Origin of the sequence: Pseudomonas sp. R3.Fl (genome assembly GCF_023516765.1) — a bacterium.
GTDB classification, from domain to species: Bacteria; Pseudomonadota; Gammaproteobacteria; order Pseudomonadales; family Pseudomonadaceae; genus Pseudomonas; species Pseudomonas citronellolis.
Genome location: NZ_JAMGSO010000001.1, coordinates 2978723 through 3004780 on the forward strand (window position 1 = coordinate 2978723; position 26058 = coordinate 3004780).

The window sequence follows — 26058 nt, forward strand, 5'->3', positions numbered from 1 at the left end:
TCAGAAGAAGTCCCGCAAGCGATACCAGGCTTTGCCGACGGCTTCCAGTGGCGCGGCGAAGCGCTGGCCGCCGGGGAAGCCGGGATTGCTCAGGCGCTGGTACAGGTCGAGCTCCTCGCCGTGCCCGAGCATGGCCTGGCTGACCGCGCGGGCGGCGGCCAGGCTCGGCAGCACGCCGTGCCCGGAATAGCCCTGCAGCCAGTAGAGGTCGCCGCGGCGGCCGACGTCCGGAGTACGCCGCATGCTGCAGTCGATGTGCCCGCCCCAGGCGTATTCCAGCTCCACCCCGCGCAGTTGCGGGAACACCCGCTCAACGTAGGGCCGGGTGGCGGCGCGGATATCCGAGGGCATTCCGCCCAAGTAGGTGCAGCCGCCGCCGAACAGCAGGCGGTGGTCGGGGGTGAGGCGGAAGTAGTCGAGGACGAACTGGTTGTCGGTGACGCAGCAGTTCTTCGGCAGCAGCGAGTGCGCAAGCTCCGCGCCCAGCGGCGCGGTGGCGACCTGGTAGGTGCCCACCGGCAGGATGCGCGCGGAGACTTCCTTGTCCAGGCCGTCGATGTAGGCGTTGCAGGCCAGCACCAGGGCGGCGCAGCGGATGCTGCCATGCTCGGTCTCGACCAGGTAGCCGTTGCCCTGCTCGCTGTAGCGCAGCGCGCGGGTCTGCTCGAAGATGCGCCCGCCGGCCTTCTCCAGCGCGCCGGCGAGGCCGTAGGCCAGTTTCAGCGGGTTGAGGTGCGCGGAGTTCGGGTCGTACAGGCCGGCCAGGTAGCGTTCGCTGGCGATCCACTGCGGCAGCTCGGCGCGGGAAACCATCTGCAGGCCTTCGTAGCCCCAGCGGCGCGCAGCCTCGCCCTGCCACTCTTCGAGCATGCCGACGCGGCGCGGCAGCACGGCGGTCCACAGGTGGCCGACGCGGTAGTCGCAGTCAAAGCCGTGGCGCTGCGGCAGGTCGCGCATTTCCCGCGCGGCCCAGAGCATGCCCTGCCACAGGCGCAGGGCGCCTTCATGGCCGAGGTCGGCTTCGATCGGACCGAGGTCGCTGGACCAGCCCGGCAGCGCCTGGCCGCCATTGCGCCCGGACGCCGCCCAGGCGATGCGGCTGGCCTCGATGACGCAGACCTGGCGGCCGCCTTCGGCCAGTTGCAGCGCGGTGTGCAGGCCGCTGAAGCCGGCGCCGATCACCAGCACCTCGACCTCCAGCGCATCCGTCAGCTGCGCGCGGGGCTGCAGCAATTCCGGGTTGGCGGCGGCGTAGTAGGTGCCGACGGGCTGGCTGGATTGCAGGAACATGGCGACCTCGTGAAATTGTCATGCTTGTTTTTCATGAAAAATAACACAAATAATTTCACGAAGCCAGCCCGGCGCGAATCCACAGCGACCCGCGGCAGCCCAGACAGGGGGAAGCCGGGCCGTGCGCGCGGGATGACAGACGCCCATCTGTTGCTATGTTCTTAGGAGATAAAAAGGCCGCCGGACGCGGTTCGGTCGGGCGTACAGGGGATAACCGGATGAATCGGATGCTGAAGCCGCAGCCTTATTGCAAGAATTGCCGACTGGCACCGCCCACCCTCAGCGACGACAAGCTCCAGGAGCTGGAAGCCCTCATCAAGCCCGGCCACCTGCTGCACAAGGGCGACCACCTGTTCCGCCAGGGCGACGCCTTCCACAACGTCTACCTGGTGCGTTCCGGCTCGCTGAAGACGGTGACCACCAACGAGCAGGGCCTGGAGAAGATCACCGGCTTCTATTACGCCAACGAGATCTTCGGCTTCTCCGGCATGGACGAGGGCCGCTACCCGGTGTCGGCCATCGCCCTGGAAAGCACCCTGTGCAGCGAGATTCCCTTCGACCAGTTGGAGCTGCTGTCGCAGCAGATTCCCGGGCTGTCGCACCAGTTGCTGCTGATGATGAGCCGCAAGATCCGCGAGGACCAGCAGATGAAGCTGCTGCTCTCGCGGCTCAACGCCGATTCGCGGATCGCCGCCTTCCTGCTGAACATCTCCGCACACTTCCGCGAGCGCGGCTTCTCCGCCCTGCGCTTCCGCCTGAGCATGTCGCGCCACGAGATCGGCGACTACCTGGGACTGGCGGTGGAAACTGTGTCACGCAGCTTCACCCGCCTGCAGAAGAACGGCCTGCTGCGGGTCAACGGGCGGGAGACGGAGATCGTCGACTTCACCGAGCTGTGCGCGCTGGCGGGTGGCGAGATCGAGCTGTAAGGCCTTTATCGCGGACGGAGTCCGCTCCTACGGGAGCATGCCGATGGCATACGGCCGCGCCAGGTTTCTTTCGTAGGATGGGTTGAGCCTGCGAAACCCATGCGGTCATTGGCGATGGGTATCGCTCCGCTCAACCCATCCTACGGTGTGTGTTCGCCTGAGGGTGTAGGAGCGGGCCCTGCCCGCGATTCGCGCGCAGGGCGCGCTCCTACATGGGCTACGCCATGGCTGATGCAGCGTAGGAGCGGATTCATCCGCGATGCGGCCGGCAGGCCGCCGCCGGTCCCGGGGCAGAACGCCCCGGCCGGGAATAAAAGCCGCCCCGATGGACCAAAACGACGTCCGGGGGCGGGCGCGAGGCAGGTTGTGGGCAGCCGCCGCGTCAGGCGGGGCCGCTGCCCAGGCATTCAGGGCCCTGCAGGCGGGCCGTCCAGTCTTCCACCACGCCACTGGCCAGGCGTTGCGCGGCGGTCTTGCGCCAGCGCAGCGAGAGCGCGTCGCACGCCATCATCTGGCGCAGGCCGCAACGCTCCAGCGGTTCGCCGAAGTACCAGCGCAACAGGCTGGCGACGCTCAGCTGCGGGTAGTGCCGCTGCACCAGCTCCAGCGGCGCGGCGGCGCTGACCATGCCGGCGCGGCGCACCCGGTAGAACCAGCCGCAGCGGCCCTGCTGCTGCAACTCCAGCGGCAGTTCCGGGAGGTTCCAGCGGCGCCCCAGGCGGTAGCACGGCGAGCGCGGCTGACTGACTTCTATCAGCGCATCGCCCCAGCGGAACAGGTCGCCGATGCACACGTCCGCCTCGCTGATGCCGAAGGTCGAGAGGTTCTCGCCGAAGGCCGGTTGCTGCCAGCGCTGTTGCGGGTGCTGCTTGCGCCAGTGGCGGTAATGCTCGGCCGGGTAGTGGTGCAGCGCGCGGTCGAGGCCGCCATGGTGGCGCAGGTCGGCCTGTTCGTCGCCGGGCAGGCCTTCGCTGCCCAGCCAGACTTCCTCGCGGGTTTCCAGCTTGTCGATGGCGCTGACCAGGCCGCCCCAGCACTCTTCGACTTTGCCTATGAAAACACCCTGGATGACGATGCCTTCCACCTTTGTCTACCCGTCTGCAGCAGTGGACAGGCACTAGACTAGAGCCTCGGATAGGCTCCTATCCATTTCGATTTTCCAGTTTCGTTGATAAGCCACGCTTATGGATTTCCGCCAGCTCCGCTATTTCGTCGCGCTCTACGAGGAAGGCCACGTCGGCCGTGCCGCCGAGCGCCTGGCCCTGTCGCAGCCGGCGCTGTCGCAGCAGATCCGCCAGTTGGAGCGGAGCCTCGACGTGGCCCTGTTCCAGCGCGTCGGCAAACGCCTGGTGCCGACCGTGGCGGCGCACACGCTGTACAACCATGCCGTGCCGCTGCTCGAAGGCCTGGAGCGCGCCCACGAGGCCCTGCGCGGCTTCCGCGGCCAGGCCGCGCGCAGCCTGGCCATTGGCGTGCTGCAGACGGTCAACGCCAGCCTGGTGCCCTACCTGGTGGAACGCCTGCACGCCGCGCAGCCGCATTTGCAGGTGCGCATCTACGAACTGTCCGGGGTGGAGATCGAGCGCCGGCTGCTGGCCGGGCAGTTGGACATCGGCATCGGCTTCCTGCCGCCGCGCCAGCCGGCGCTGCACGGCGTGGAGCTGTACCCGGACGAGCTGCAACTGGTGATCCCCGCCGACCACCCGTTGCGCGAATTCAAGAAGGTGTCCCTGGCCCAGGCCGCGGAGCTGCCGATGCTGCTGCTCGGCGAGGAATTCCGCGCCCGGCAGATCTGGCAGGAACAACTGGCCGCCATCGGCCGCCGGCCGCGGGTGCAGGCCGAGCTGAACCACATGAGCGGCATCCTCGACAGCCTGCCCCACAGCCGCTTCGCCACGGTGCTGCCGGGCCGCGCGCGGCAACTGCACAGCAACCGCGACCTGCTGTGGAAGCCGTTGAGCGAGCCGCGCATTCCGCTGAGCGTGGGGTTGGTGTATCGCGATGCACAGCGCCAGCACAGCACCGTTGAGCTGCTGCGCTCGCTGCTGGAAGGCGTGGTGCAGAGTTTTTCGTAGGCGCACCGGTCTTGCAGGCCGCGCCGGAGTGCTCTTCGTAGGAGCGGACCTTGTCCGCGATAGCCGGGCGTCCCGGCGCGTTTCGCGGATGAGATCCGCTCCTACGCCGCCCCACCCGCACCGTCCCCCTGTAGGAGCACGCCCTGCGTGCGAATCGCGGGCAGGGCCCGCTCCTACAGGTTGCCGGGAGGCACGGTATTCCTCCCCCATAGAAGCGGACCTTGTCCGCGATAGCCGGGCGTCCCAGCGCGGATCGCGGATGAGATCCGCTCCTACGCCGGCCCACCCACGCCATTCCCCCTGTAGGAGCGCGCCCTGCGCGCGAATCGCGGGCAGGGCCCGCTCCTACAAAAATCGCAGGCAAAAGAAAACCCCGCCTTGCGAGCGGGGTTTTGCAGACCGATATCCTGACATCCGTGCTAGCCACCGTCCGTGGTGGAATCCCTTTCTTTCCGTTTTGTCGTTGGCGCTTCCTGCGCAATGTCCTGACTGAGGAGAAGATTACCCCTCGCGCCGACGAGCCGATAGACGCCAAATGACACCACGGCGTGTAAGCCTAGGCTTACAAAACCGTTGCGCCCCTGAAACGACAAGGCCCCGCCGAAGCGGGGCCCTGTCAGGTTGAGCGACTTAGAACTGCGCAGCGTCGAGCAGGTACAGCGACTCGCTGCCGGCTTTCACCGAGGCGGTCAGGGAGTGGATGCGCGGCAGCAGGCGGGCGAAGTAGAAGCGCGCAGTGCCCAGCTTGCTGGCATAGAAGTCGTCCTGGCCTTCCTTGCCCAGCGCCGCGCGGGCCATCAGCGCCCACATGTAGGCGTAGGCGGTGTAGCCGAACACGTGCAGGTATTCGACCGAGGCCGCGCCGATCTCGTTGGGGTTGGCCTTGGCGCGGTCCAGCAGCCAGGCGGTCAGTTCTTCCAGGTTCTGCACGGCGGCGTTCAGCGGGCCGGTGAACTCGGCCAGCTCGGCGCCGGCCGAGGCGGTGAAGGCGCGGATTTCGTCGCTGAACAGCTTGGCGAAGGCGCCACCGCTGCCGACGATCTTGCGGCCCATCAGGTCCAGCGCCTGGATGCCGTTGGTGCCTTCGTAGATCTGGGTGATGCGGCAGTCGCGCACCAGCTGCTCCTGGCCCCACTCGCGGATGAAGCCGTGGCCGCCGAACACCTGCTGGCCGTGGACGGTGGTTTCCAGGCCCATGTCGGTGAGGAAGGCCTTGGCCACCGGGGTCAGCAGCGCCACCAGGTCCTCGGCGCGCTTGCGGGTGGTCGGCTCCTCGCTGTACTTGGCGGTGTCCAGCTGCATGGCGACGTAGCTGGAGAAGGCGCGGCCGCCCTCGTTCAGCGCCTTCATGGTCAGCAGCATGCGGCGCACGTCGGGGTGCACGATGATCGGGTCGGCGGCCTTGTCCTTGGCCACCGGGCCGGTCGGCGCGCGGCTCTGGATGCGCTCGCGGGCGTATTCCACGGCGCTCTGGTAGGAACGCTCGCCGGTGGCCAGGCCCTGGATGCCGACGCCCAGGCGCTCGTAGTTCATCATGGTGAACATGGCCGCCAGGCCCTTGTTCGGCGCGTCGACGATCCAGCCGGTGGCGCCGTCGAAGTTCATCACGCAGGTGGCCGAGGCCTTGATGCCCATCTTGTGCTCGATGGAGCCGCAGGACACGGCGTTGCGCTCGCCCAGGGAGCCGTCTTCGTTGACCAGCACCTTCGGCACCAGGAACAGCGAGATGCCCTTGGAGCCGGCCGGCGCGTCGGGCAGCTTGGCCAGCACCAGGTGGACGATGTTCTCGGTCAGGTCGTGCTCGCCGCCGGTGATGAAGATCTTGGTGCCGCTGACCTTGTAGCTGCCGTCGGCCTGGGGCTCGGCCTTGGTGCGGATGATGCCCAGGTCGGTGCCGGCGTGGGGTTCGGTCAGGCACATGGAACCGGCCCAGGTGCCGGCGTACATGTTCGGCAGGTACTTGGCCTTGAGCTCTTCGCTGGCGTGGTTGAGCAGCGACAGGCAGGCGCCGGCGGTGAGCATCGGGTACAGGCCGAAGGACAGGTTGGCCGAGTTGACCATTTCCTCGACCTGCGCGCCTATCACCTTGGGCATGCCCATGCCGCCGAACTCCGGCGAGCCACCCACGCCCACCCAGCCGCCTTCGGCGTAGGTGCGGTAGGCCTCGGGGAAGCCGGCCGGGGTCTTCACGCCCTCGGCGCTCCAGCTGCAGCCTTCCTCGTCGCCGCTGCGGTTGAGCGGGGCGATCACGCCCGCGGTGACCTTGCCGGCTTCCTCGAGAATGGCGCCGGCGGTATCGACGTCGACGATCTCGGCCAGGCCGGGTAGTTCGGCCCACAGCTTACTGACCTCGAAGACTTCGTTGAGGACGAATTGCATGTCGCGCAGGGGTGCTTTGTAGTCAGCCATGTTGGGAATCCTCGAGCGAAACAACGGCTGAACAAGCAGCCAGCGGTATTCAGGATAGAAGGTACGCAAGGGTACGCCGGCGGAGCTTACTCCGCAAACACTTCAGAGACATAGCGTCATGTTGTGAACGAATAATTAATTATTGGTCACAATATTTATCCACCGGACAGCCAGCGGCCCCGGCCACCCTGGGGCAACCGGGGCCGCTGGCGCCGCGATCAGAGGGCGAACTGCTCGGCGGACAGGCGCATCAGCGTCTCGCCACCGGCCTCCACCGCCGCCAGGTGCGCCGCGGCGCGCGGTAGCAGGCGGGCGAAGTAGAAGTCCGCGGTGGCCAGCTTGGCCTGGTAGAAGTCCGCCTCGGCGGCGCCCTCCTCCAGCTTCTGCCGGGCCACCAGGGCCATGCGCAGCCAGAAGTAGCCGAGGGTGACGTAGCCGGAGAACATCAGGTAGTCCACCGCCGCCGCGCCGACTTCGTCGGGGTTCTTCATGGCCGCCATGCCGACCTTCTGGGTCAGCTCGCCCCACTGCTTGTTCAGCGCCGCCAACTGCGCCACCTGGGCCTTGAGCTGCGGGTGCTCGGCATTGGCCTGGCACAGCTGGTGGACCAGCTTGGTGAAGCCCAGCAGCAGCTTGCCCTGGCTGCCCAGCACCTTGCGGCCCAGCAGGTCCAGCGCCTGAATGCCGTTGGTTCCTTCGTAGATCGGGGCGATGCGGCAGTCACGCACCAACTGCTCCATGCCCCACTCGCGGATGAAGCCGTGGCCGCCGAACACCTGCATGCCGTGGTTGGTCACCTCCAGCCCGGTGTCGGTCATGAAGGCCTTGCAGATCGGGGTGACGAAGGCCAGCAGGTTGGCGGCCTGCTCGCGCTCCTCGGCGTTGTCGGACAGGTGCTCGATGTCCAGCAGTTGCGCGGTGAAGTAGGCCAGGGCGCGGTTGCCCTCGTTGAATGCGCGCATGGTCAGCAGCATGCGCCGCACGTCGGGGTGGACGATGATCGGGTCGGCCGGCTTGTCCGGCGCCTTGGGTCCGGTCAGGGCGCGCATCTGCAGGCGCTCCTGGGCGTACTTCACGGCGCCCTGGTAGCTCACTTCGCCGAGGCACAGGCCCTGCATGCCGGTGCCCAGGCGCGCGTGGTTCATCATGGTGAACATGCAGGCCAGGCCCTTGTTGGCCTCGCCGATCAGGTAGCCGGTGGCGCCGTCGAAGTTCATCACGCAGGTGGCCGAGGCCTTGATGCCCATCTTGTGCTCGATGGAGCCACAGGCCACGGCGTTGCGCGCGCCGGCCTCGCCGCTGGCGTCGAGCAGGAACTTGGGCACGATGAACAGCGAGATGCCCTTGGTGCCGGCCGGCGCGTCGGGCAGCTTGGCCAGCACAAGGTGGATGATGTTCTCGCTCAGGTCGTGCTCGCCGGCGGAGATGAAGATCTTGGTGCCGCTGATGGCGTAGCTGCCGTCGGCGTTGGGCACGGCGCGGGTCTTGATGATGCCTAGGTCGGTACCGCAGTGCGGTTCGGTCAGGCACATGGTGCCGGTCCAGGTGCCGGCGGTCATGCGCGGCAGGTAGGCCTGCTTCTGCTCGGCGCTGCCGTGGGCGTGGATGGCGGCCATGGCGCCCTTGGTCAGGCCGGGGTACATGGCCCAGGAGCAGTTGGCCGCGCCGATCATCTCGCTGACCAGCAGGCCGAGGGAATGCGGCAGGCCCTGGCCACCGTAGGCCGGGTCGGAGGACACACCGTTCCAGCCACCCTCGACGTACTGCGCGAAGGCCTCCTTGAAGCCCTTGGGCGTGGTCACCACGCCGTTGTCGAAGTGGCAGCCTTCCTCGTCGCCGGAACGGTTCAGCGGGGCCAGCACCTGCTCGCAGAACTTGGCGCCCTCCTCGAGGATGGCGGAAACCATGTCCGGGCTGGCGTCGGTCGCTCCCAGGGCCTGGTAGCGGCCGGCAAAGTCGAAGACTTCGTCGATCAGGAAGCGCATGTCGCGCAGGGGAGCCTTGTACTCGGGCATGGCGGTTCTCCAGTCGGTTCGGCGCCAAAGCGGCGCGGATCAACCCCGAACCTACTGTGCGCCGGAAAGCCCCGGCAATCACTCTGCGCGCGATGAATGCGCGGCCATAACCGGCGCCGTCCCAGGGGCTGCGCAGCGTGCTGGGATAGTTCTGGCTGTAGGGCGCCCACCGCCTGCAACAGCGCAAAAAAGCCTGCCATATGGCGAAATGTTGTTCATTCAAGCGATGCGTTGGATTAGCGGAGGTGCCCAGGCCTGGCTCCGCTCCCTCACCCCAGCCCTCTCCCGGAGGGAGAGGGGGCCGTTCGGAGTGGGTGGAGAATCCTGAGTCATCCTGAAATGCCTAACCATCCCCCGTCATTCCCGCGAACGCGGGAATCCAGTGACTGGCGGGTTCGCGAGCAAGCTCGCTCCTACGAAAAGCAAAAGCAAAAGCGCGTTTGCTCTTGGACTTCCAGAGAAATAGCCGAGCGCACCGGAACGCCCCTTCAGAAGGCCGAGCGAAACCCGCGCTCAGGAGGTCATGCGACATGGATGTCGCGAGAGCCCCGCGGGCTACAGGGACGTACCCTCGGGGCGGGCCTCCGTGGCGGGGGAGTTCGTGAGGGTAGCCCGGCTCCATCGGGCCCGTATGCGGGGCAAGCCTTTTTGGTTCCTTTTGTGGCGTTTGACAAAAGGGACTCGCCCGAGGGGGCGAAACCAGAGACATCCGAACACTCGGAGCGGCGCAAACACACCCAAACAAGAAGTCTCTGGGTTCCCGCGTTCGCAGGAATGACGGGGGTGAGGATCGGAGCGAGGGGGCAGAATTTGCAAACGAAGCCACAGCCCCTCCCACATAAAAAAATGCCGTTTCCCCCAAACAGAGAAACGGCATTCTTTCTTAACTGAACAGCATTACGCCGGAAGGCGGAGCGGCCGCCGGAAGCGGCCGCTGGCCATCAGTAACCGAGGGAGAAGTCTTCCTCGGCCATGTCCATCAGGTTGCCCGCGCCGGACAGCATGGCGGCAACGTGGGTGCGGGTACGCGGCAGGATGCGTTGGAAGTAGAAACGCGCGGTCTGCAGCTTGGCCTTGTAGAAGCCCTCCTCGCTGGTGCCGGCAGCCAGTTTCTCGGCGGCCAGGCGGGCCATGTCGGCCCAGAAGTAGGCCAGGCAGGCGTAGCCGGAGAACATCAGGTAGTCCACCGAAGCGGCACCGACTTCCTCGCGGTCCTTCATGGCGGCCATGCCGACTTTCATGGTCAGTTCGCCCCACTCCTTGTTCAGCGCGGCCAGCGGCGCGACGAGTTCCTTGACGGCCTCGTTGGCTTCGTTGGCCTGGCAGAACTTGTGCACGATCTTGGTGAAGCCCTTGAGCGCCTCGCCCTGGGTCATCAGCACCTTGCGGCCCAGCAGGTCCAGCGCCTGAACGCCGGTGGTGCCTTCGTACAGCATGGAGATGCGGCTGTCGCGGACGTTCTGCTCCATGCCGTGCTCGGCGATGAAGCCGTGGCCGCCGTAGATCTGCACGCCGTGGTTGGCCGCTTCGAAGCCGACTTCGGTCATGAACGCCTTGGCGATCGGGGTGAGGAAGGCCAGCATCGCGTCAGCGGCTTTCTTCTGCTCTTCGTCCTGGCTGCGCTGGACGATGTCGACCTGCTTGGCGGCGAAGTACAGCATGGCGCGGTTGCCTTCGGCGAACGCCTTGGCGGTCAGCAGCATGCGGCGCACGTCCGGGTGCACGATGATCGGGTCGGCGGCCTTTTCCGGGGCCTTCGGGCCGGTCAGCGAACGCATCTGCAGACGCTCGCGGGCGTAGGCGATACCGCCCTGGAAACCGATCTCGGCGTGGGCCAGGCCTTGCAGGGCGGTGCCCAGGCGAGCGGTGTTCATGAAGGTGAACATGCAGTTCAGGCCCTTGTTCGGCGGGCCGATCAGGAAGCCGGTGGCGGCGTCGAAGTTCATCACGCAGGTGGCGTTGCCGTGGATGCCCATCTTGTGCTCGATGGAGCCACAGGAAACGGCGTTGCGCTCGCCTACGCCGCCTTCGGCGTTGGGCAGGAACTTCGGCACGATGAACAGCGAGATGCCCTTGGTGCCCTGCGGGGCGTCGGGCAGGCGGGCCAGCACGATGTGGACGATGTTGTCGGCCATGTCGTGTTCGCCGGCGGAAATGAAGATCTTGGTGCCGGTGACCTTGTAGGTGCCGTCGGCCTGGGGCTCGGCCTTGGTGCGCAGCATGCCCAGGTCGGTGCCGCAGTGCGGCTCGGTCAGGCACATGGTGCCGGTCCACTCGCCGGACACCAGCTTGGTCAGGTAGGTGGACTGCTGCTCCGGGGTGCCGTGGGCGTGCAGGGTGTTCATGGCGCCGTGGGACAGGCCCGGGTACATGCCCCAGGACCAGTTGGCCTGGCCGACCATCTCGCTGATGGCCATGCCCAGGGATTCCGGCAGGCCCTGGCCGCCGTGCTCGACGTCATGGGCCAGGCTCGGCCAGCCGCCTTCGACGAATTGTTCGTAGGCCGCCTTGAAGCCGGTGGGGGTCTTCACACCCTCGGGGCTCCAGGTGCAGCCTTCCTGGTCGCCGACGCGGTTCAGCGGAGCGATCACCTGTTCGCAGAACTTGGCACCCTCTTCGAGGATGGCATTGACCATGTCCGGCGTGGCGTCCTGGGCGCCCGGCAGGTTCTGGTAGTGCGCTTCGTAGCCCAGCAGCTCGTCGCGAACGAAACGGATATCACGCAAGGGGGCCTTGTAATCAGGCATAGCGGTAAACCTCTACGAAGGGTTCTGGTTAATGGGCGACCGGTGCTTGCGGTCGCTGTGCGGGAGCGTTCCCGGCCGCCCAGCCGATGCGCCGCGCGCCTCGACTCTCAAACAGGCGTTTGAAACATACGTTTACGCCCTACCCTTGTCAAGCGCGCCAACCGACCGCCCGGTCACGCGCGAGGGCTCGAGCCAGAGCGCTGCGTTTGCGGGTATCGATAGGGACAAGTAAAGCCCAGCCGCAGGCCGTCGACAGGCGACTACCCGAATCCGCTGAAAGGAAATTCTGAAGGGAGGAAAGGCGTCAGACGCTGATGTCGATCAGCGTCCCGAGGGTTTCGTCGGCGGTCTGCAGGACGCGGCTGGACGCCAGGGCGGCGTACTTGTTCATTTCCATGTCCACGGCGGGCCGGGCGATGTCGTCCTTGGCCACGGGCTGCGCGGCCACCTGGGCGGCGGCACGGTCGACCTGCTGCAGGCCGCGTTGCAGCCCCTGCAGACCGGCACTGAATGCGTTACCGGAGATTTCCATGGTCGATCTTCCTCGCTGGAACCTGCCGCCTATTCAAACAGGATCGCCGATGATATTCAAAGGCCATCAGTCCGGAAGATCGAGAATGCCCAGGTCCAGGTGCCCGGCCACGGCGAACGGCGTCGGCTCGGCCAGGTGCGGCACGCGGCCAATGCAGGGCGCCGGCAGGCGTTCGGCGAGGGTCGCCAGGTTCTCTTCCAGGCGCGAGGTCCTGGGGTCGACGATGTTCGCCACCCAGCCGGCCAGCGGCAGGCCGTCGCGCAGGATGGCCTCGGCGCTGAGCACCGCATGGTTGATGCAGCCCAGGCGCACGCCCACCACCAGGATCACCGGCAGGTCGAGGCGGATGGCCAGGTCCGACAGGCTCTCCTCGCCGGCCAGCGGCACGCGCCAGCCACCGGCGCCTTCCACCAGGGTGAAGTCGGCGCCGCGCGCCAGCACGTGGCGTACAGGCCCGGCCAGGGTGTCGACGTTCAGCGCCACGCCGACTTCGCGGGCAGCCAGGTGCGGGGCAATGGCCGGCTCGAAGGCGAAGGGGTTCACTTCCTCGTAGGTCAGCGGCAGGCTGCACTCGCCCAGCAGGGCCAGGGCGTCGCCGTTGCGCAGGCCCTCGGGGCGGCGCTCGCAGCCGGAGGCCACCGGCTTGGCGGCGGCGGTGGACATCCCGGCCATGCGCGCGGCGTGCAGCAGGCCGGCGGCGATGGTGGTCTTGCCGATTTCGGTGTCGGTGCCGGTGATGAAAAACGCGTGTGGCATGGGGTTCCTCTGGAAACGCCCTTGTAGGAGCGAGCTTGCTCGCGAACAGCCCGAGACGGGTTCGCGAGCAAGCTCGCTCCTACGAAGAGATGGGTTTGCGCAGGATGGCGTGGACCACCCTATAAGTCGCCGGCAGCCCCTCGGGCTGGCGGAAGCGTTCGTAGGCCTCGATCAGCGCCCGCACCCTCGCCCGCCCGGTGAGCCCGTCGGGGCGGCCGGGGTTGAGGTTGTGGGCGCCCAGGGCCTTGAGTTCGTGGGTCAGGCTGCGCAGATCGGGGAAGTGCAGCACGCGGTCTTCGGTGGACAGCTGCAGCACTTCCAGCCCGCTGGCCGCGCATTGCGCCTGGTAGTCGGCGAAGGCGCGGAAGCGGTTGACGTGGACGAAGCCGTCCACCGCCTGCCAGCTGGCGCGCAGCTCGCCAAGGGTGCCGACGCACAGGCTGCTGAAGGCGAACACGCCGCCCTCGCGCAGCACCCGGCGCGCTTCGCTCAGCACCGCCGGCAGGTCGGCGCACCACTGGATGGCCAGGCTGGAGAACAGCAGGTCGCAGCATTCGCCACGCAACGGCAGGCGCTCGGCGTCGCCGCCGATGAAGTGCTGCGCGCCGCCGTGCTCGCGGGCGTGGCGCAGCATGCCTTCGGCGATATCTACGGCCAGCCCTTCGGCTTCGCCGAAACGCCGGGCCAGGGCGCGGCTGAAGTGGCCGGTGCCACAACCCAGGTCGAGCCAGCGACGCACCGCCAGGTCGGCCGGCAGGCGCGCCAGCAGGCTGTCGCCGACGCCGCGCTGCAGTTCGGCCACCGCATCGTAGGTGGCGGCCGCGCGGGAGAAGGAAGCGGCGACCTGGCGCTTGTCCGGCAGCGCGCCGCCCAGGGGATCAGACATCGTCGCCCTCGTGGATGAAAGTCAGGATGGCCGCGGCCACCTCGTCCGGGCGCTCCAGCGGCAAGCCGTGGCTGGCGCCGGCGATGGTGCTCACTTCCACGTCCGGCAACCAGCCCAGCAGCGCCTCGGCGGCGCCGGCCGGGACCAGCGCGTCGTTGCCGGCGAACAGGTGCAGTTGCGGGCCGTCGTAGCGCTCCAGCGCCGCGCGGGTGTCCAGGCGCCCCAGCAGTTGCAGGCCGGCGCTCAGCGCCCCGGTCTCCAGCGCCGGCAGCGCCACCTGCAGTTGCCGCGCCAGGGTGCGGGCGTCGCGGGCGCCCTGGCTGACCAGCAGGGTGAAGCGCTTGCGCGTCAGCTCCGGCTCCAGCAGGAAGGCTTCGAAGAAGTCCTCGAAGACGCTGTTGGGCATGGCCTGCGGCCAGTCGTCGAGCTGGCGGAAGCTGGCGTTGGCGGCCAGGGTGATCAGGCCCCGGCAGGCCTCGCCGCGGCGCGCGGCCAGCTCGGCGGCGAGCATGCCGCCCAGGGACCAGCCGGCCAGCCAGCTGCCTTCGGGCAGCTCGTCGTCCAGTTCGTCCAGCCATAGCGCCGGGTCGGCCTCGCGCGGCAGCGGCTCGATGTGGACGTGCAGGTGCGGCGCCTGCTCCAGCAGCGCGTCGCGCAGCGGCTCCAGGGGCGCAGTGCCCAGGCCCCAGCCGGGTAGCAGTATCAGTTGGTCACGCATCCTCGCCCTCCTCGGCGTCGAGTTCCGCCAGCAGGCTGGTGGAGACCTGGCGCCAGCTCTGTTCCAGGGCTTCGAGCAGGCGGTCGACCTGCTCCTCGCTGTGGCTGGCGCTGAAGGTCACGCGCAGGCGCGCGCTGCCGGCCGGCACGGTGGGCGGGCGGATGGCGCCGACCAGGATGCCGTGGTCGCGCAGCGCGGCCGACAGCGCCATGGCCTGGCGGCTGCCGCCGATGAGGATCGGCTGGATCGGCGTGAAGCTGTCCATCAGCGTCAGGCCGATGGCCTCGGCGCCACGGCGGAAGCGCGCGATCAGCCTGCCCAGGTGCTCGCGGCGCCAGCTCTCGGCGCGCAGCAGCTCCAGGCTCTTCAGCGTGGCGCAGGCCAGCGCCGGCGGCTGACTGGTGGTGTAGATGTACGGGCGGGCGAACTGGATCAGCGTCTCCACCAGTTCCTCGCTGCCGGCGACGAAGGCGCCGGCGGTGCCGAAGGCCTTGCCCAGGGTGCCGACCAGCACCGGCACGTCGTCCAGGCCCAGGCCGAAGTGTTCGACGATGCCGCCGCCATTGGCGCCCAGCGGACCGAAGCCGTGGGCATCATCGACCATCACCCAGGCGCCGCGGCGCTTGGCCTCGGCGCACAGCGCGGGCAGCTCGGCGAGGTCGCCGTCCATGCTGAACACGCCGTCGGTGACCACCAGGGTGTTGCCCTCGGCCTTGCCCAGGCGCTGCGCCAGGCTGGCCGCGTCATTGTGCAGGTAGCGCGAGAAACGCGCGCCACTGAGCAGCCCGGCGTCCAGCAGCGAGGCATGGTTGAGGCGGTCTTCCAGCACCGTGTCGCCCTTGCCCAGCAGCGCGGTCACCGCGCCCAGGTTGGCCATGTAGCCGGTGGAGAACAGCAGCGCCCGCGGCCGCCCGGTGAATTCGGCCAGCGCCAGCTCCAGTTCGTGGTGCGGGCCGCAGTGGCCGTTGACCAGGTGCGAGGCGCCACCGCCCACGCCCCAGCGCTCGGCGCCGGTGCGCAAGGCGGCTATCACCTCGGGATGGTTGGCCAGGCCCAGGTAGTCATTGGAACAGAAGGCCAGCATCGGCCGGCCGTCCACCCGCACCAGCGGGCCCTGCGGCGACTCCAGCAACGGCCGCTGGCGGTAGAGATCGTCCGCCTGGCGCTGGGCCAGACGGGCGGCGAGATCGAAGGACATGAGGCGCCTCGATAAAAGCGGCTGGAGGCTGAAGGCTAAACGAAAGAGCGACCTCGTCCAGCCTTCAGCCTCTAGCCTTCAGCGGCTTTACAATGCGGCGTTGTAGAACAGCTGCGAATCGCGCTGCTCGACCAGGGCCTGCTCGATGGCGGCCTGGTGCACCTCGTCGGCGTGCTCCTCGCGCTCCTCGGGCTTGATGCCCAGGCGGGCGAACAGTTGCATGTCCTTGTCGGCCTGCGGGTTGCGGGTGGTCAGCAGCTTCTCGCCGTAGAAGATCGAGTTGGCGCCGGCCATGAAGGCCAGGGCCTGCATCTGCTCGTTCATCTGCTCGCGGCCGGCGGACAGGCGCACGTGGGACTTCGGCATCATGATGCGGGCCACGGCCAGGGTGCGGATGAAGTCGAAGGGATCGACGTCCTTCTCTTCGGCCAGCGGGGTGCCCTTGACCTTGACCAGCATGTTGATCGGCACCGACTCCGGGTGTTCCGGCAGGTTGGCCAGCTGGATCAGCAGGCCGGCGCGGTCGGCCACCGACTCGCCCATGCCGAGGATGCCGCCGGAGCAGATCTTCATCCCCGCTTCGCGCACGTAGGCCAGGGTCTGCAGGCGCTCGCCGTAGGTGCGGGTGGTGATGATGTTGCCGTAGAACTCCGGCGAGGTGTCGAGGTTGTGGTTGTAGTAGTCCAGCCCGGCCTCGGCCAGGGCCTGGGTCTGCTCCTGGGTCAGCTTGCCGAGGGTCATGCAGGTTTCCAGGCCGAGTTTCTTCACGCCCTTCACCATTTCCAGCACGTAGGGCATGTCCTTGGCCGAGGGGTGCTTCCAGGCGGCGCCCATGCAGAAGCGGGTGGAGCCGATGGCCTTGGCCTCGGCGGCCGCTTCCAGCACCTTCTGCACTTCCATCAGCTTCTGCTTGTCCAGGCCGGTGTTGTAGTGGCCGGACTGCGGGCAGTACTTGCAGTCTTCCGGGCAGGCGCCGGTCTTGATCGACAGCAGGGTCGAGACCTGCACGCGGTTCGGGTCGAAGTGCGCGCGGTGCACCGTCTGCGCCTGGAACAGGAGGTCGTTGAAGGGCTGCTCGAAGAGCGCCTTCACTTCGGCGAGGGTCCAGTCGTGGCGGGTGGCGATGGATGCGGTTGCACTCATGGGGAGTTCCTTCGGACGCGGGCTGACGCCTCGTTGTTCTCGGCCGCCACGGCAGGGCGTGGCGGTTCAGGCTTTGGAGGCATGATATGTAAGCCTTGGTCGCTGTCAACCAAGTTGAAGTCACAAGTCGACAAGTGACTATTAATTGACCAGCTTGCGCCACGACGCAGGCGGCACCCGGCACAGGCGCCACCGCGCTCATCTAGGCAAGGAAGAAGCGGTACAGGTTTTCGACCTGCTGCTTGTAGCGACGCCGCGCCGCCAGCGCCTCTTCCAGGGTGATGGCGACGAAACGGGCCTTCTGGTTGGGCTGCAGCTGGGCCATGCGGTCGAGGTCGGCGCTGATCACCGTGCCGATCATCGCGTAGCCGCCGCCGGACACCGCATCGCGGTGCAGGACGATGGGCTCCAGGCCGCCGGGCACCTGGATGGAGCCGATCGGGTAGCAGGCGTCGACGATGTTCGACGGGTCGGAGCCGGCGCCGAACGGCTGCTCGCGCGGCTCGAAATCCAGCGGCGTGCCGCCCTTGAAGCGGAAGCCGGTGCGGTCGGCCTCGGAACCCACGGTCCAGGTATCGGCGAAGAACTGCTCGGCGGCCCGGGCCGTCAGGCGATGGTGATAGAGCCCCGGCACCACCCGCAGGCTGACTTCGCCACCGACCTCGATCTGCAACGAGCGTGGCAGCGCCAGGCCCTCGCGACCAGCGCCGGTGGGAGCGCCCAGGGGCAATTCGTCACCAGCCTGCAGGCGCCGCCCGGCGAAGCCGCCGATGCTGCCCAGGCCGTAGGTGGAGCGGCTGCCCAGCACTTCCGGCACGTCGATGCCGCCATCGATGGCGATGTAGCCACGGGCGCCGGCCTTGATGAAGTCGAAACCCAGCACCTGCCCGGCGCACACGCGGAAGGCGCAATCCAGCGGCATCTCGGCGCCGTCCAGGCGTGGCGTCATGGCCGCGCCGCAGACCGCCACCAGGGCGTCGCGCTGGAATTCCAGTTGCGGCCCGAGCAGGGTGCATTCCAGCGCCGCGGCGGTGGCCGGGTTGCCCACCAGCAGGTTCGCCGCGCGCAGGGCGTACTGGTCGAGCGCGCCGGAGGGCGGGATGCCCAGGTGGTAGTAGCCTTCGCGGCCGGCGTCCTGCACCGAGGTGGCGAGGCCGGGCTTGAGCACCTTAAGCGACATGGAGCACCTCCTGCAGTCGTTGCTTGCAGCCTTGCGGGTCGGCGAGGAAAGCGTCGAGGTCGAACTCGACCGGGCGGATGCGCAGCGCGAAGCTGCCCGCCTCCACCTCGGCCACGGCGCGGTCGTATTCCTCGCGGTCGATGGGGCGGAACTGGACGATGTCGCCGGCGCGGAAGAACACCATGGAATCCCGCAGGTAGCCCAGGCGCTGCTGCGGGTCGTAGATCGGCGCCGGGGTGACGCCGAACATCTGGTAGCCGCCGGCGCCGCGCACCGAGTAGATGCAGCCGAAGCAGCCGCCGTGGCCGAGGGTCAGCTTCGGCGTGTCGGTGCGCGGGCGCAGGTACTTGGGCACCTGCAGTTGCCGCTCGCGTTCGACCATCTGGTACATGAACGGCAGGCCGGCGACGAAGCCGACCATGGAGACGAACCAAGGCGTGCCGCTGTGCGCCTCGATGAAGGCCTGGGCGTCCTGGTAGCCGTTGATCCGCGCGGCATATTCCAGGTCGGTGGAGGCCGGGTCCTGGTGGCGGTCGCGGAAGCGCATCAGCGTCTCGTGGGTCCAGGGGTCGTTGTACAGCACCGGGATCTCGATGATCCGCGTGTGGATGCTGCGCTCGGTGGTGGCATGGGACTCCAGCTCGCGCACCTGCTCCAGCAGCGCCTGCGGGGCCACCTGGTCGGGGTCGAAGCGAATCTGGAAGGAGGCGTTGGCCAGGCACACGTCCAGCACGCCGGGGATGGCCTGGCGCTCGACGGCGCGGGTCACCGCCATGCCGCGGAAGAAGGCTTCCAGCGACATGGATTCGGCGACCTCGGCGAACAGGTGCTCGTCGCCGCCGAAGCTGTAGCGGATCTGCTCGTGCATGTCACACCTCCAGGGCGGCCGCGCGTTCGGCCAGCCAGGTTTCCAGGGTGCCGGTGTCGAACTGCGCGGCGCGCACGCGCGGCTCCGCCAGCAGCCAGCGGTGCAGCGACAGGGTGGTGGCCATGCCGCTCAGTTGGGTTTCCTCCAGGGCCCGTTCGGCGCGGGCGAAGGCCTCTTCGCGGTCCCTGCCGTGGACGATGATCTTCGCCAGCAGCGAGTCGTAGTAAGGCGGCACACGGTAGCCGGGGTACAGGTGGCTATCCACCCGCACGCCGTCGCCCTGGGGCCAGCCGAGGCTCTCGACCACGCCCGGGCAGGGGAAGAAGTTGCGCGCCGGGTCCTCGGCGTTGATGCGCATTTCCAGCGCCGCGCCGTTCAGGCGGATGTCTTCCTGGCGCAGCGCCAGCGGCTCGCCGCCGGCGATGCGCAGCATGACCTGGACCAGGTCGACGCCGGTGATCATCTCGCTGACCGGGTGCTCGACCTGGATGCGGGTGTTCATCTCGATGAAGAAGAACTCGCCGCTGTGGGAATCGAACAGGTACTCCAGGGTGCCGGCGCCACGGTAGCCGAGGCTCTCGGCCAGGCGCACGGCGCTGGCGCAGAGAGCCTCGCGCTGGGCTGGATTCAGCGCCGCGGAGGGTGCTTCCTCGAAGACCTTCTGCCGGCGCCGCTGCAGCGAGCACTCGCGCTCGAACAGATGCACCACCCGCTCGCCGTCGCCAAGAATCTGCACCTCTATGTGCCGCGCCTGGCGGATGAAGCGCTCCAGGTACACCGCGCCGGAGCCGAAGGCCGCCTGGGCCTCGCGCTGGGCGATGGGGAATTCGCGGCGCAATTCCTCGGCGTCGTGGGCGATGCGGATGCCGCGGCCGCCGCCACCGGCCGAAGCCTTGATCAGCAGCGGGTAGCCGACGTCCTCGGCACAGCGCAGCGCCGCCTCGATGTCCTCCAACTCGCCCGGCGAGCCCGGCACCACCGGCACCCCGGCCGCCATCGCCGTGCGCCGCGCCTCGGCCTTGTCGCCCATGCGGCGGATGGTCCGCGCGTCGGGGCCGACGAAGATCAGCCCGGCAGCGCTCACCGCCTCGGCGAACGCGGCGTTCTCGGAGAGGAAGCCGTAGCCGGGGTGGATCGAGTCCGCCCCGCTGTCGCGCGCCGCCTGCAGCAGCGCCTCGGCATTCAGGTAGCTGCGATCGGCGCGGGCCGGGCCGATGATGCGCACCTCGTCGGCCTGGCGCGCGGCCAGGGAGTCGGCATCCGCCTCGCTGCACGCCGCGACCGTGGGGATTCCCAGCGCCCGCGCGGCGCGGATGATGCGCACGGCGATCTCGCCGCGGTTGGCCACCAGCAGTTTCTTCAGCATGGTCGGGCCCTCACGCGTCGCCGTCGATGGTCGCCAGCTCCTGGCCGGGCTCGATCGGCTCGCCATCCTCGACCAGGAAGGCGCGCAGGGTGCCGGCGCATTCGGCCTGCACCTCGGAGAACTGCTTCATCACCTCCACCAGGCCGATCACGCTGCCCGGCTCGACACGCTGGCCGACCTCGGCGTAGTTGGGCGCATCCGGGCTCGGCTTGCGGTAGAAGGTGCCCGGCAAGGGCGACTGCACATGATGTTCGGCCATGACTGTTCCTCATTGTTCGAATGTGTGGATGGCAGATGCAGTGGTGGAGACTGGCGCTCAGCGTGGCGCCTCGATGCGTATGCCGGCGCCCAGCAGCGCGGCGCGGGTGGCCTCGACCAGCGCCAGGGCGCCGGGGGTGTCGCTGTGGATGCAGATGGAGTCGAAGGCGATGGGGATGTCCTCGCCCTCCACCGTGCGCACCCTGCCCTCCTGGCAGGCGCGCAGCACCTTGGCGGCCACCTCCCGGGGGTCGAGCGCGCGCACCCGGCGGATGAAGACGATGGAGCCGCTGCGGTCGTAGTCGCGGTCGGCGTAGAACTCGCGCACCACCGGCTGGCCCAGCGCCTGGGCAGCGCGCCAGGTGGCCGAGCCGTCCATGCAGAACAGCGCCAGCTGCGGGTCGAGGCGCTGCAGGGTGGCGACGAACTCATGGGCCGCCTCCTCGTCGCGGGCCAGGTGCATGTAGAGCGCGCCGTGGGGCTTGATGTGCTGGAGGCTCGCGCCCTGCAGGCGGGCGAACTCACGCAGCGCGCCGAGCTGGTAGAGCATGTCGTTGACCAGCTCGGCGGCCGGCGCGTTCACATGCCGCCGGCCGAAGCCGACCAGGTCGCGGAAGCCGGGGTGCGCGCCGATGCCCACGCCATGTTCCAGGGCCAGCTCGACGGTGCGGCGCATGATGTTCGGGTCGCCGGCATGGAAGCCCGTGGCGATGTTGGCGCTGCTGATCAGCGGCATGATCGCCGCGTCCACGCCGTCGCCGATGGTCCAGGGGCCGAAGCCCTCGCCCATGTCGGAATTGAGATCGACTGTCCGCATCGCCGCAGGCCCCTGTATGCGTTGTTGTTGAGGTCGTTGGGGTGACCTTAAGTCGCAGGGGTGGCATTGGGTAGATTTATTATCCGATACAGTAGATTCTGAAAAACAGATACCTCTCGGAGCACGGCCCCATGGCTTTCACCCTGCGCCAGGTGCGCTATTTCGTGGCCACCGCCGAAGTCGGGCAGATTTCCCAGGCGGCGCTGAACCTGCACATCTCGCAGTCGGCCGTGACCAGCGCCATCCAGGAACTGGAGAGCCTGCTGGGCGCCGCGCTGTTCACCCGCACGGCCCAGGGCATGACCCTCACCGACAACGGCCGGCATTTCCTCAACCACGCCTATTCCATCCTGCGCAGCGTCGAGGACGCCCTGAACAGCCCGCTGCCGGACACCCACCTCAGCGGCAGCCTGAACGTGGCGGCCAGCTACACCGTGATGGGCTACTTCCTGCCGCACCACCTGCAGCGCCTGGCGCAGTGGTACCCGGACCTGAATCTGCACCTGCACGAGCAGGAACGGGTGGACATCGAGCGCGGCCTGCTCGAAGGACGCTACGACATGGCCGTGGTGCTCACCGGCAACCTCACCGAGCCACAGATAACCGCGGAGACGCTGTTCAGCTCCACCCGCCGCCTCTGGCTGCCGCTGCGCCACCCGCTGGCCGAGCGCACCGCCGTGGGCCTGGCCGACGTGGCCAGCGAGCCGTACATCATGCTGACCGTCGACGAGGCGGGCGAATCCTCCATGCGCTACTGGCAGCACAGCGGCCAGCAGCCGCGGGTGATCCTGCGCACAAGCTCGGTGGAGGCGGTACGCAGCATGGTCGCCAACGGCTCCGGCGTGGCCATCCTCTCCGACCTCGTCTACCGTCCCTGGTCGCTGGAGGGCAAACGCATCGAGACGCTCACCCTGGTCGACGCGGTGCCCTCGATGAGCGTCGGCCTGGCCTGGCACCGCGACCGCGAGTTCACCCCGGCGATGAAGGCGTTCCGCGAATACTTCCGGCAGTCCTTCCTGGCCCCGCAGCTGAGCAGCACACGGCGCTGAACCCGGCGGCCCCTGCGCCACTCCAATGAACGGAACAATCGGGAACCGCTACGGACATGGAAACAGAAGGCACTTTCGACTGGCTCGGCCAGACCCTCGGCAAGGCGATCCGCTTCGTCGTCGACCTCCTTTCCGGCCTGCTGGGCGCCATCTGGGCGGCCATGGACCAGTTCCTCCACGGCCTGGCCCGGGCCATCGGAATGGACGTGTCGATCTTCAGCTTCGTCCTACTCTTCCTCGGCCTGTTGCTGCTCTACAGTGGCATCCGCGCCTTCGTCCGGCGCTCCTTCTTCGGCGGCATCCTGCTCACCGTGCTCGGCCTGATCGTGATGAGCTGGCTGATCCACTGAGCGTCCGCCGGGGCTTCACCCGGAGGACGCCACCCTGCTCACCTTCGCCCGCCTGCGCAAGCTTCTCGCCCCGCGCCCGGAGTGCCTGTTCTGCGGCGGCCCGGCCGACACCGGCCTGGCATTGTGCGCCGGCTGCGACGCCGACCTGCCCTGGATCGGCGGCCACTGCAACACCTGCGCCCTGCCGCTGCCGGAACACGGCCTGACCTGCGGCGAATGCCTGCGCCAGCCGCCGCCCTTCGACCAGGTCCTGGCGCCCTGGCGCTACGCCTTCCCGGTGGACGGCGCCATCACCCGCTTCAAGCACCAGGCCGACCGGCCCCTGGGCCGGCTGCTCGGCCAGTTGCTGGGGCGCCACCTGCGCCATGCCTTCGCCGAGGGGTTGCCGCTGCCCGACCTGCTCCTGCCGGTGCCCCTGGCTCCGCGCCGGCAGCGCCAGCGCGGCTTCAACCAGGCCGAGCTGCTGGCCCGGCGCCTGGCCGCAGACCTCGGCCTGCCCTGGCGCCAGCCGCTGCGCCGGGTGCGAGACACCCCGGCGCAGCAGGGCCTGGACAAGGCCGAGCGAAAGCGCAACCTGCGCCAGGCCTTCGCCCTGGACGACGGCGCGGCCCTGCGCGGCCTGCACCTGGCGCTGGTGGACGACGTGCTGACCACCGGCGCCACCGCCACGGCCCTGGCGCAACTGCTGCGACGTGCCGGCGCAGAGCGGGTGGACGTCTATTGCCTGGCCCGCACGCCGAAGCCGGGCTGAGCCCGCCGTGGGCACCCGACGGATTCCACTTGCCTTTTGCCCGCGCAGCTACCAGCCTCGCCCTATCGCGAACACAACAACGAAAACGATGACCAGCCTCAGCCTTCTCACCCAGCACGTCACCCGCCGCCCGCAACGCATCGCCCTGCTCGCGCAGATCGCCGCGCTGGGCTCCATCACCCAGGCCGCCAAGGCCGCCGGCATGAGCTACAAGACCGCCTGGGATGCGGTGGACGAGCTGAACAACCTGGCCGAGCGCCCGCTGGTGGAACGCAGCGTCGGCGGCAAGGGCGGCGGCGGCGCGCGCCTGACGCCGGCCGGCGAGCGCCTGCTGGCGCTGTACCAGCGCCTGGAGGAGCTGCGCGAGCGGATGCTCGAAACCCTCGAGGAAGACGGCGAGGACCTGGAGCTGATCGGCCGCCTGATGCTCCGCACCAGCGCGCGCAACCAATTGCACGGGCGCGTCTGCAGCATCGAGCCGGCAGGCCTGAACGACCTGATCGGCGTCGACCTGCCCGGCGGCGCGCGCATCCAGGCGCGCATCACCCGCGAGAGCACCGAGAAGCTGGAGCTGCGTGAGGGCCTGCCGGTGGTCGCGCTGATGAAGGCCGGCTGGCTCTACGTCGACCTGCCGCAGATCGAATGCCCGGCCGGGCTCAACGCCCTGGAGGGGCGGGTCGAGGACATCCGCGAGGCCGGCGACGGCCCCAGCGAGGTGCGCATCCAGTTGCCCGGCGGGCAGATGCTCTGCGCCCTGGTGGATCAGGAACGCATCGACATCCTGCGCCTGGTCCCCGGCAGCCGGGTGCGCACGCAATTCTCCCCGGCCCAGGTGATCCTCGGCACGCCGGTCTGAGCGAAGCCTGCCTTGAGTCAAGGGCCGGCGCCGGCCGTGGGGTTCCAATAGGCCATCCCACTGCCGGAGCCCCCGCCCATGCGCCGCTTCCTGATCCCCCTGCTGCTGACATGCAGCGCCCTGCTGCCGTCGCTCGGCCAGGCCACCCCCGACGTCCTGCGCGTAGCCAGCGGCCACCAGCCGATGGCGGCGCTGGAGGCGCTGGCCGACCAGTACCAGTTGCAGACCGGCAACAAGGTCCTGCTGATCGAGGGCGACAGCGCCGAGCTGGCCCGCGACATCGGCCAGGGCATGGCCTTCGACCTGTTCTTCGCCGACGACGGCGCCCACAGCGTGCAGGTGCTGCACACCCGGGGCCGCGGCGAAGCGCCGCTGCCCTATGCCTGCGCCCCGCACGCGCAGTATTACGTGGTACTGGTGGAAGGCCCGCGGCGCGAGTTGGCGGAGCGTTTCTTCAGCTACCTGAAGGCGCATCCCGAGGCGCTGGCAAAGGCCGGCTTCCAGTTCAGCGCCTGCGGCAACTGACGCCGTAGGAGCGAGCTTGCTCGCGAACCGACTCCGCTGCGGGGCCCGTTCGCGAGCAAGCTCGCTCCTACGAGAAGCCGGGCCCGCAGGAGAACCCCAACGTAGGATGGCGTTGAGCGAAGCGATACCCATCGTTTTGTCCCCCAGGCGTAATGGCGCAGGGGCCAGCAATCCCGTGGCGGTGTGCGTAGACTAGGGGCCTGTTCACTGCCCTGGATCGCCGCCATGTCCCATCCCTTCTCCGCCCTCACGCCCGACCTGGTCCTCGACGCGGTGGAAAGCCTGGGCTACCTCAGCGACGCCCGGGTGCTGGCGCTCAACAGCTACGAGAACCGCGTCTACCAGGTGGGCATCGAGGACAGCGAGCCGCTGGTGGCCAAGTTCTACCGCCCCGGGCGCTGGAGCGACGCGGCCATCCGCGAGGAACACGCCTTCTCCGCCGAGCTGGCCGAATGCGAGGTGCCGGTGGTGGCGCCGCTGGTGCGCGACGGCGAAAGCCTGTTCGAGTTCGCCGGCTTCCGCTTCGCCCTGTTCCCCCGCCGCGGCGGCCGCGCGCCGGAACCGGGCAACCTGGATCAGTTGTACCGCCTCGGCCAGTTGCTCGGCCGCCTGCACGCGGTTGGCGCCATCCGCCCCTTCCTGCACCGCGAGCAGCTGACTGTGGATAACTTCGGCCATGAGTCCCTGGCCACCCTGCTGGAAGGCAACTTCGTGCCCAAGAGCCTGCTGCCGGCCTACGAATCGGTGGCCCGCGACCTGCTCAAGCGCCTGGACGCCCTGTTCGCCGACAACCGCTACACCTCCATCCGCCTGCACGGCGACCTGCACCCGGGCAACCTGCTGTGCCGCGACGAGGTCTACCACATGGTCGACCTCGACGACTGCCGCATGGGCCCGGCGGTGCAGGACCTATGGATGATGCTGGCCGGCGAGCGCCAGGAGCGCCTGCTGCAGCTCTCCGAGCTTATCGATGGCTACCAGGAATTCCACGACTTCGACCCGCGCCAGTTGCCGCTGATCGAGGGCCTGCGCGCCCTGCGCCTGATGCACTACAGCGCCTGGCTGGCGCGGCGCTGGGACGACCCGGCGTTCCCGCCGAGCTTCCCCTGGTTCGGCAGCGAGCGCTACTGGGGCGAGCAGGTGCTGGTGCTGCGCGAGCAGCTGGCGGCGCTGGACGAAGAGCCGCTGCGGTTGTTCTGAGCCATCCCATCGTGCCCATGCAGTAGCGCGCCCTGCGCGCGATTTCGCGGGCAGGGCCCGCTCCTACAGGTGCGGGAGAAACGCCGTGCCTCACGGAGCGCATAGGTGCACGGAATCGAGCGAGCAGGCCTGCGGCCCCC

General features: G+C 68.5%; 24 protein-coding genes. 8 read left to right on the top strand and 16 right to left on the bottom strand.

The genetic code is table 11. The features are described 5' to 3' along the window. On the bottom strand, nucleotides 1–1290 hold the full coding sequence (locus M8R19_RS13110; protein WP_249917993.1) for an NAD(P)/FAD-dependent oxidoreductase: 1290 nt from the start codon (nucleotides 1288–1290) through the stop codon (nucleotides 1–3). A gap of 227 nt (nucleotides 1291–1517) precedes the next feature. Here M8R19_RS13110 and M8R19_RS13115 point away from each other — a divergent pair, with 227 nt between their 5' ends. Further along, nucleotides 1518–2219: a transcriptional regulator FNR gene (locus M8R19_RS13115; protein ID WP_009615508.1), complete on the top strand. Its 702-nt coding sequence runs from the start codon at nucleotides 1518–1520 to the stop codon at nucleotides 2217–2219. Nucleotides 2220–2601: 382 nt separating this feature from the next. Here M8R19_RS13115 and M8R19_RS13120 read toward each other — a convergent pair whose 3' ends face one another. Then, the gene (locus M8R19_RS13120) at nucleotides 2602–3303 is read right to left on the bottom strand and encodes an MOSC domain-containing protein (RefSeq protein WP_074984382.1); all 702 of its coding nucleotides are present in this window, start codon (nucleotides 3301–3303) and stop codon (nucleotides 2602–2604) included. Between the two features lie 100 nt (nucleotides 3304–3403). On the opposite strand from M8R19_RS13120, the gene M8R19_RS13125 reads away from it, so the two are divergent. Beyond that, complete coding sequence (locus M8R19_RS13125) at nucleotides 3404–4294, top strand: LysR family transcriptional regulator (RefSeq protein WP_043319194.1); 891 nt, start codon at nucleotides 3404–3406, stop codon at nucleotides 4292–4294. Between the two features lie 630 nt (nucleotides 4295–4924). Here the strand turns inward: M8R19_RS13125 and M8R19_RS13130 are convergent. The 14 genes from M8R19_RS13130 to M8R19_RS13195 form a co-directional block, all read right to left on the bottom strand. After that, on the bottom strand, nucleotides 4925–6703 hold the full coding sequence (locus M8R19_RS13130; RefSeq protein ID WP_249917994.1) for an acyl-CoA dehydrogenase C-terminal domain-containing protein: 1779 nt from the start codon (nucleotides 6701–6703) through the stop codon (nucleotides 4925–4927). A gap of 218 nt (nucleotides 6704–6921) precedes the next feature. Then, nucleotides 6922–8718 (bottom strand): acyl-CoA dehydrogenase C-terminal domain-containing protein, encoded by a 1797-nt coding sequence (locus tag M8R19_RS13135; RefSeq protein ID WP_249917995.1) that lies wholly within the window; start codon nucleotides 8716–8718, stop codon nucleotides 6922–6924. Between the two features lie 941 nt (nucleotides 8719–9659). After that, a complete protein-coding gene (locus M8R19_RS13140; RefSeq protein ID WP_249917996.1) occupies nucleotides 9660–11465 on the bottom strand; it encodes a phenylacyl-CoA dehydrogenase in 1806 nt (601 codons plus the stop codon). Between the two features lie 304 nt (nucleotides 11466–11769). Then, nucleotides 11770–11997: a hypothetical protein gene (locus M8R19_RS13145; RefSeq protein ID WP_249917997.1), complete on the bottom strand. Its 228-nt coding sequence runs from the start codon at nucleotides 11995–11997 to the stop codon at nucleotides 11770–11772. Nucleotides 11998–12063: 66 nt separating this feature from the next. Next, nucleotides 12064–12753, bottom strand: a complete 690-nt coding sequence (gene bioD / locus M8R19_RS13150; RefSeq protein ID WP_249917998.1) for a dethiobiotin synthase — start codon at nucleotides 12751–12753, stop codon at nucleotides 12064–12066. Nucleotides 12754–12832: 79 nt separating this feature from the next. Beyond that, nucleotides 12833–13639: a malonyl-ACP O-methyltransferase BioC gene (gene bioC, locus M8R19_RS13155; protein ID WP_249917999.1), complete on the bottom strand. Its 807-nt coding sequence runs from the start codon at nucleotides 13637–13639 to the stop codon at nucleotides 12833–12835. Continuing rightward, nucleotides 13632–14357 carry an alpha/beta fold hydrolase gene (locus M8R19_RS13160; RefSeq protein WP_249918000.1) on the bottom strand — a complete coding sequence of 242 codons (726 nt, stop codon included), beginning with the start codon at nucleotides 14355–14357 and terminating at the stop codon, nucleotides 13632–13634. The genes bioC and M8R19_RS13160 overlap by 8 nt, the downstream gene beginning before the upstream one ends. Beyond that, on the bottom strand, nucleotides 14350–15555 hold the full coding sequence (gene bioF, locus M8R19_RS13165) for an 8-amino-7-oxononanoate synthase (protein WP_249918001.1): 1206 nt from the start codon (nucleotides 15553–15555) through the stop codon (nucleotides 14350–14352). Before bioF ends, M8R19_RS13160 begins: the two co-directional genes overlap by 8 nt. A gap of 87 nt (nucleotides 15556–15642) precedes the next feature. After that, nucleotides 15643–16698 (bottom strand): biotin synthase BioB, encoded by a 1056-nt coding sequence (bioB, locus tag M8R19_RS13170; RefSeq protein ID WP_074984094.1) that lies wholly within the window; start codon nucleotides 16696–16698, stop codon nucleotides 15643–15645. Between the two features lie 202 nt (nucleotides 16699–16900). Then, nucleotides 16901–17878: a 5-oxoprolinase subunit C family protein gene (locus tag M8R19_RS13175; protein WP_249918002.1), complete on the bottom strand. Its 978-nt coding sequence runs from the start codon at nucleotides 17876–17878 to the stop codon at nucleotides 16901–16903. Continuing rightward, nucleotides 17868–18746 (bottom strand): 5-oxoprolinase subunit B family protein, encoded by an 879-nt coding sequence (locus tag M8R19_RS13180; RefSeq protein ID WP_116425471.1) that lies wholly within the window; start codon nucleotides 18744–18746, stop codon nucleotides 17868–17870. Before M8R19_RS13180 ends, M8R19_RS13175 begins: the two co-directional genes overlap by 11 nt. 1 nt (nucleotide 18747) lies before the next feature. Beyond that, a complete protein-coding gene (locus M8R19_RS13185; protein ID WP_249918003.1) occupies nucleotides 18748–20112 on the bottom strand; it encodes an acetyl-CoA carboxylase biotin carboxylase subunit in 1365 nt (454 codons plus the stop codon). Between the two features lie 10 nt (nucleotides 20113–20122). Continuing rightward, entirely contained in the window at nucleotides 20123–20371 is a 249-nt protein-coding gene (locus M8R19_RS13190) for an acetyl-CoA carboxylase (RefSeq protein ID WP_249918004.1), read from the bottom strand. 57 nt (nucleotides 20372–20428) lie between these two features. Beyond that, nucleotides 20429–21187, bottom strand: coding sequence for a 5-oxoprolinase subunit PxpA (locus tag M8R19_RS13195; protein ID WP_249918005.1), 759 nt, complete (start codon nucleotides 21185–21187; stop codon nucleotides 20429–20431). 131 nt (nucleotides 21188–21318) lie between these two features. Between M8R19_RS13195 and M8R19_RS13200 the strand changes: the two genes are divergently transcribed. From M8R19_RS13200 to M8R19_RS13225, 6 genes are all read left to right on the top strand, one after another. Next, a complete protein-coding gene (locus M8R19_RS13200) occupies nucleotides 21319–22236 on the top strand; it encodes a LysR family transcriptional regulator (protein ID WP_249918006.1) in 918 nt (305 codons plus the stop codon). A gap of 56 nt (nucleotides 22237–22292) precedes the next feature. Next, complete coding sequence (locus M8R19_RS13205) at nucleotides 22293–22586, top strand: hypothetical protein (protein WP_009615487.1); 294 nt, start codon at nucleotides 22293–22295, stop codon at nucleotides 22584–22586. A 52-nt stretch (nucleotides 22587–22638) separates the two neighbouring features. After that, nucleotides 22639–23337, top strand: coding sequence for a ComF family protein (locus tag M8R19_RS13210; protein WP_502943063.1), 699 nt, complete (start codon nucleotides 22639–22641; stop codon nucleotides 23335–23337). A gap of 88 nt (nucleotides 23338–23425) precedes the next feature. Continuing rightward, entirely contained in the window at nucleotides 23426–24193 is a 768-nt protein-coding gene (locus M8R19_RS13215) for a TOBE domain-containing protein (RefSeq protein WP_074984114.1), read from the top strand. Between the two features lie 78 nt (nucleotides 24194–24271). Beyond that, complete coding sequence (locus M8R19_RS13220) at nucleotides 24272–24718, top strand: substrate-binding domain-containing protein (RefSeq protein ID WP_249918007.1); 447 nt, start codon at nucleotides 24272–24274, stop codon at nucleotides 24716–24718. Nucleotides 24719–24943: 225 nt separating this feature from the next. Further along, nucleotides 24944–25918, top strand: coding sequence for a serine/threonine protein kinase (locus tag M8R19_RS13225; RefSeq protein WP_249918008.1), 975 nt, complete (start codon nucleotides 24944–24946; stop codon nucleotides 25916–25918). Nucleotides 25919–26058 lie beyond the last annotated feature (140 nt).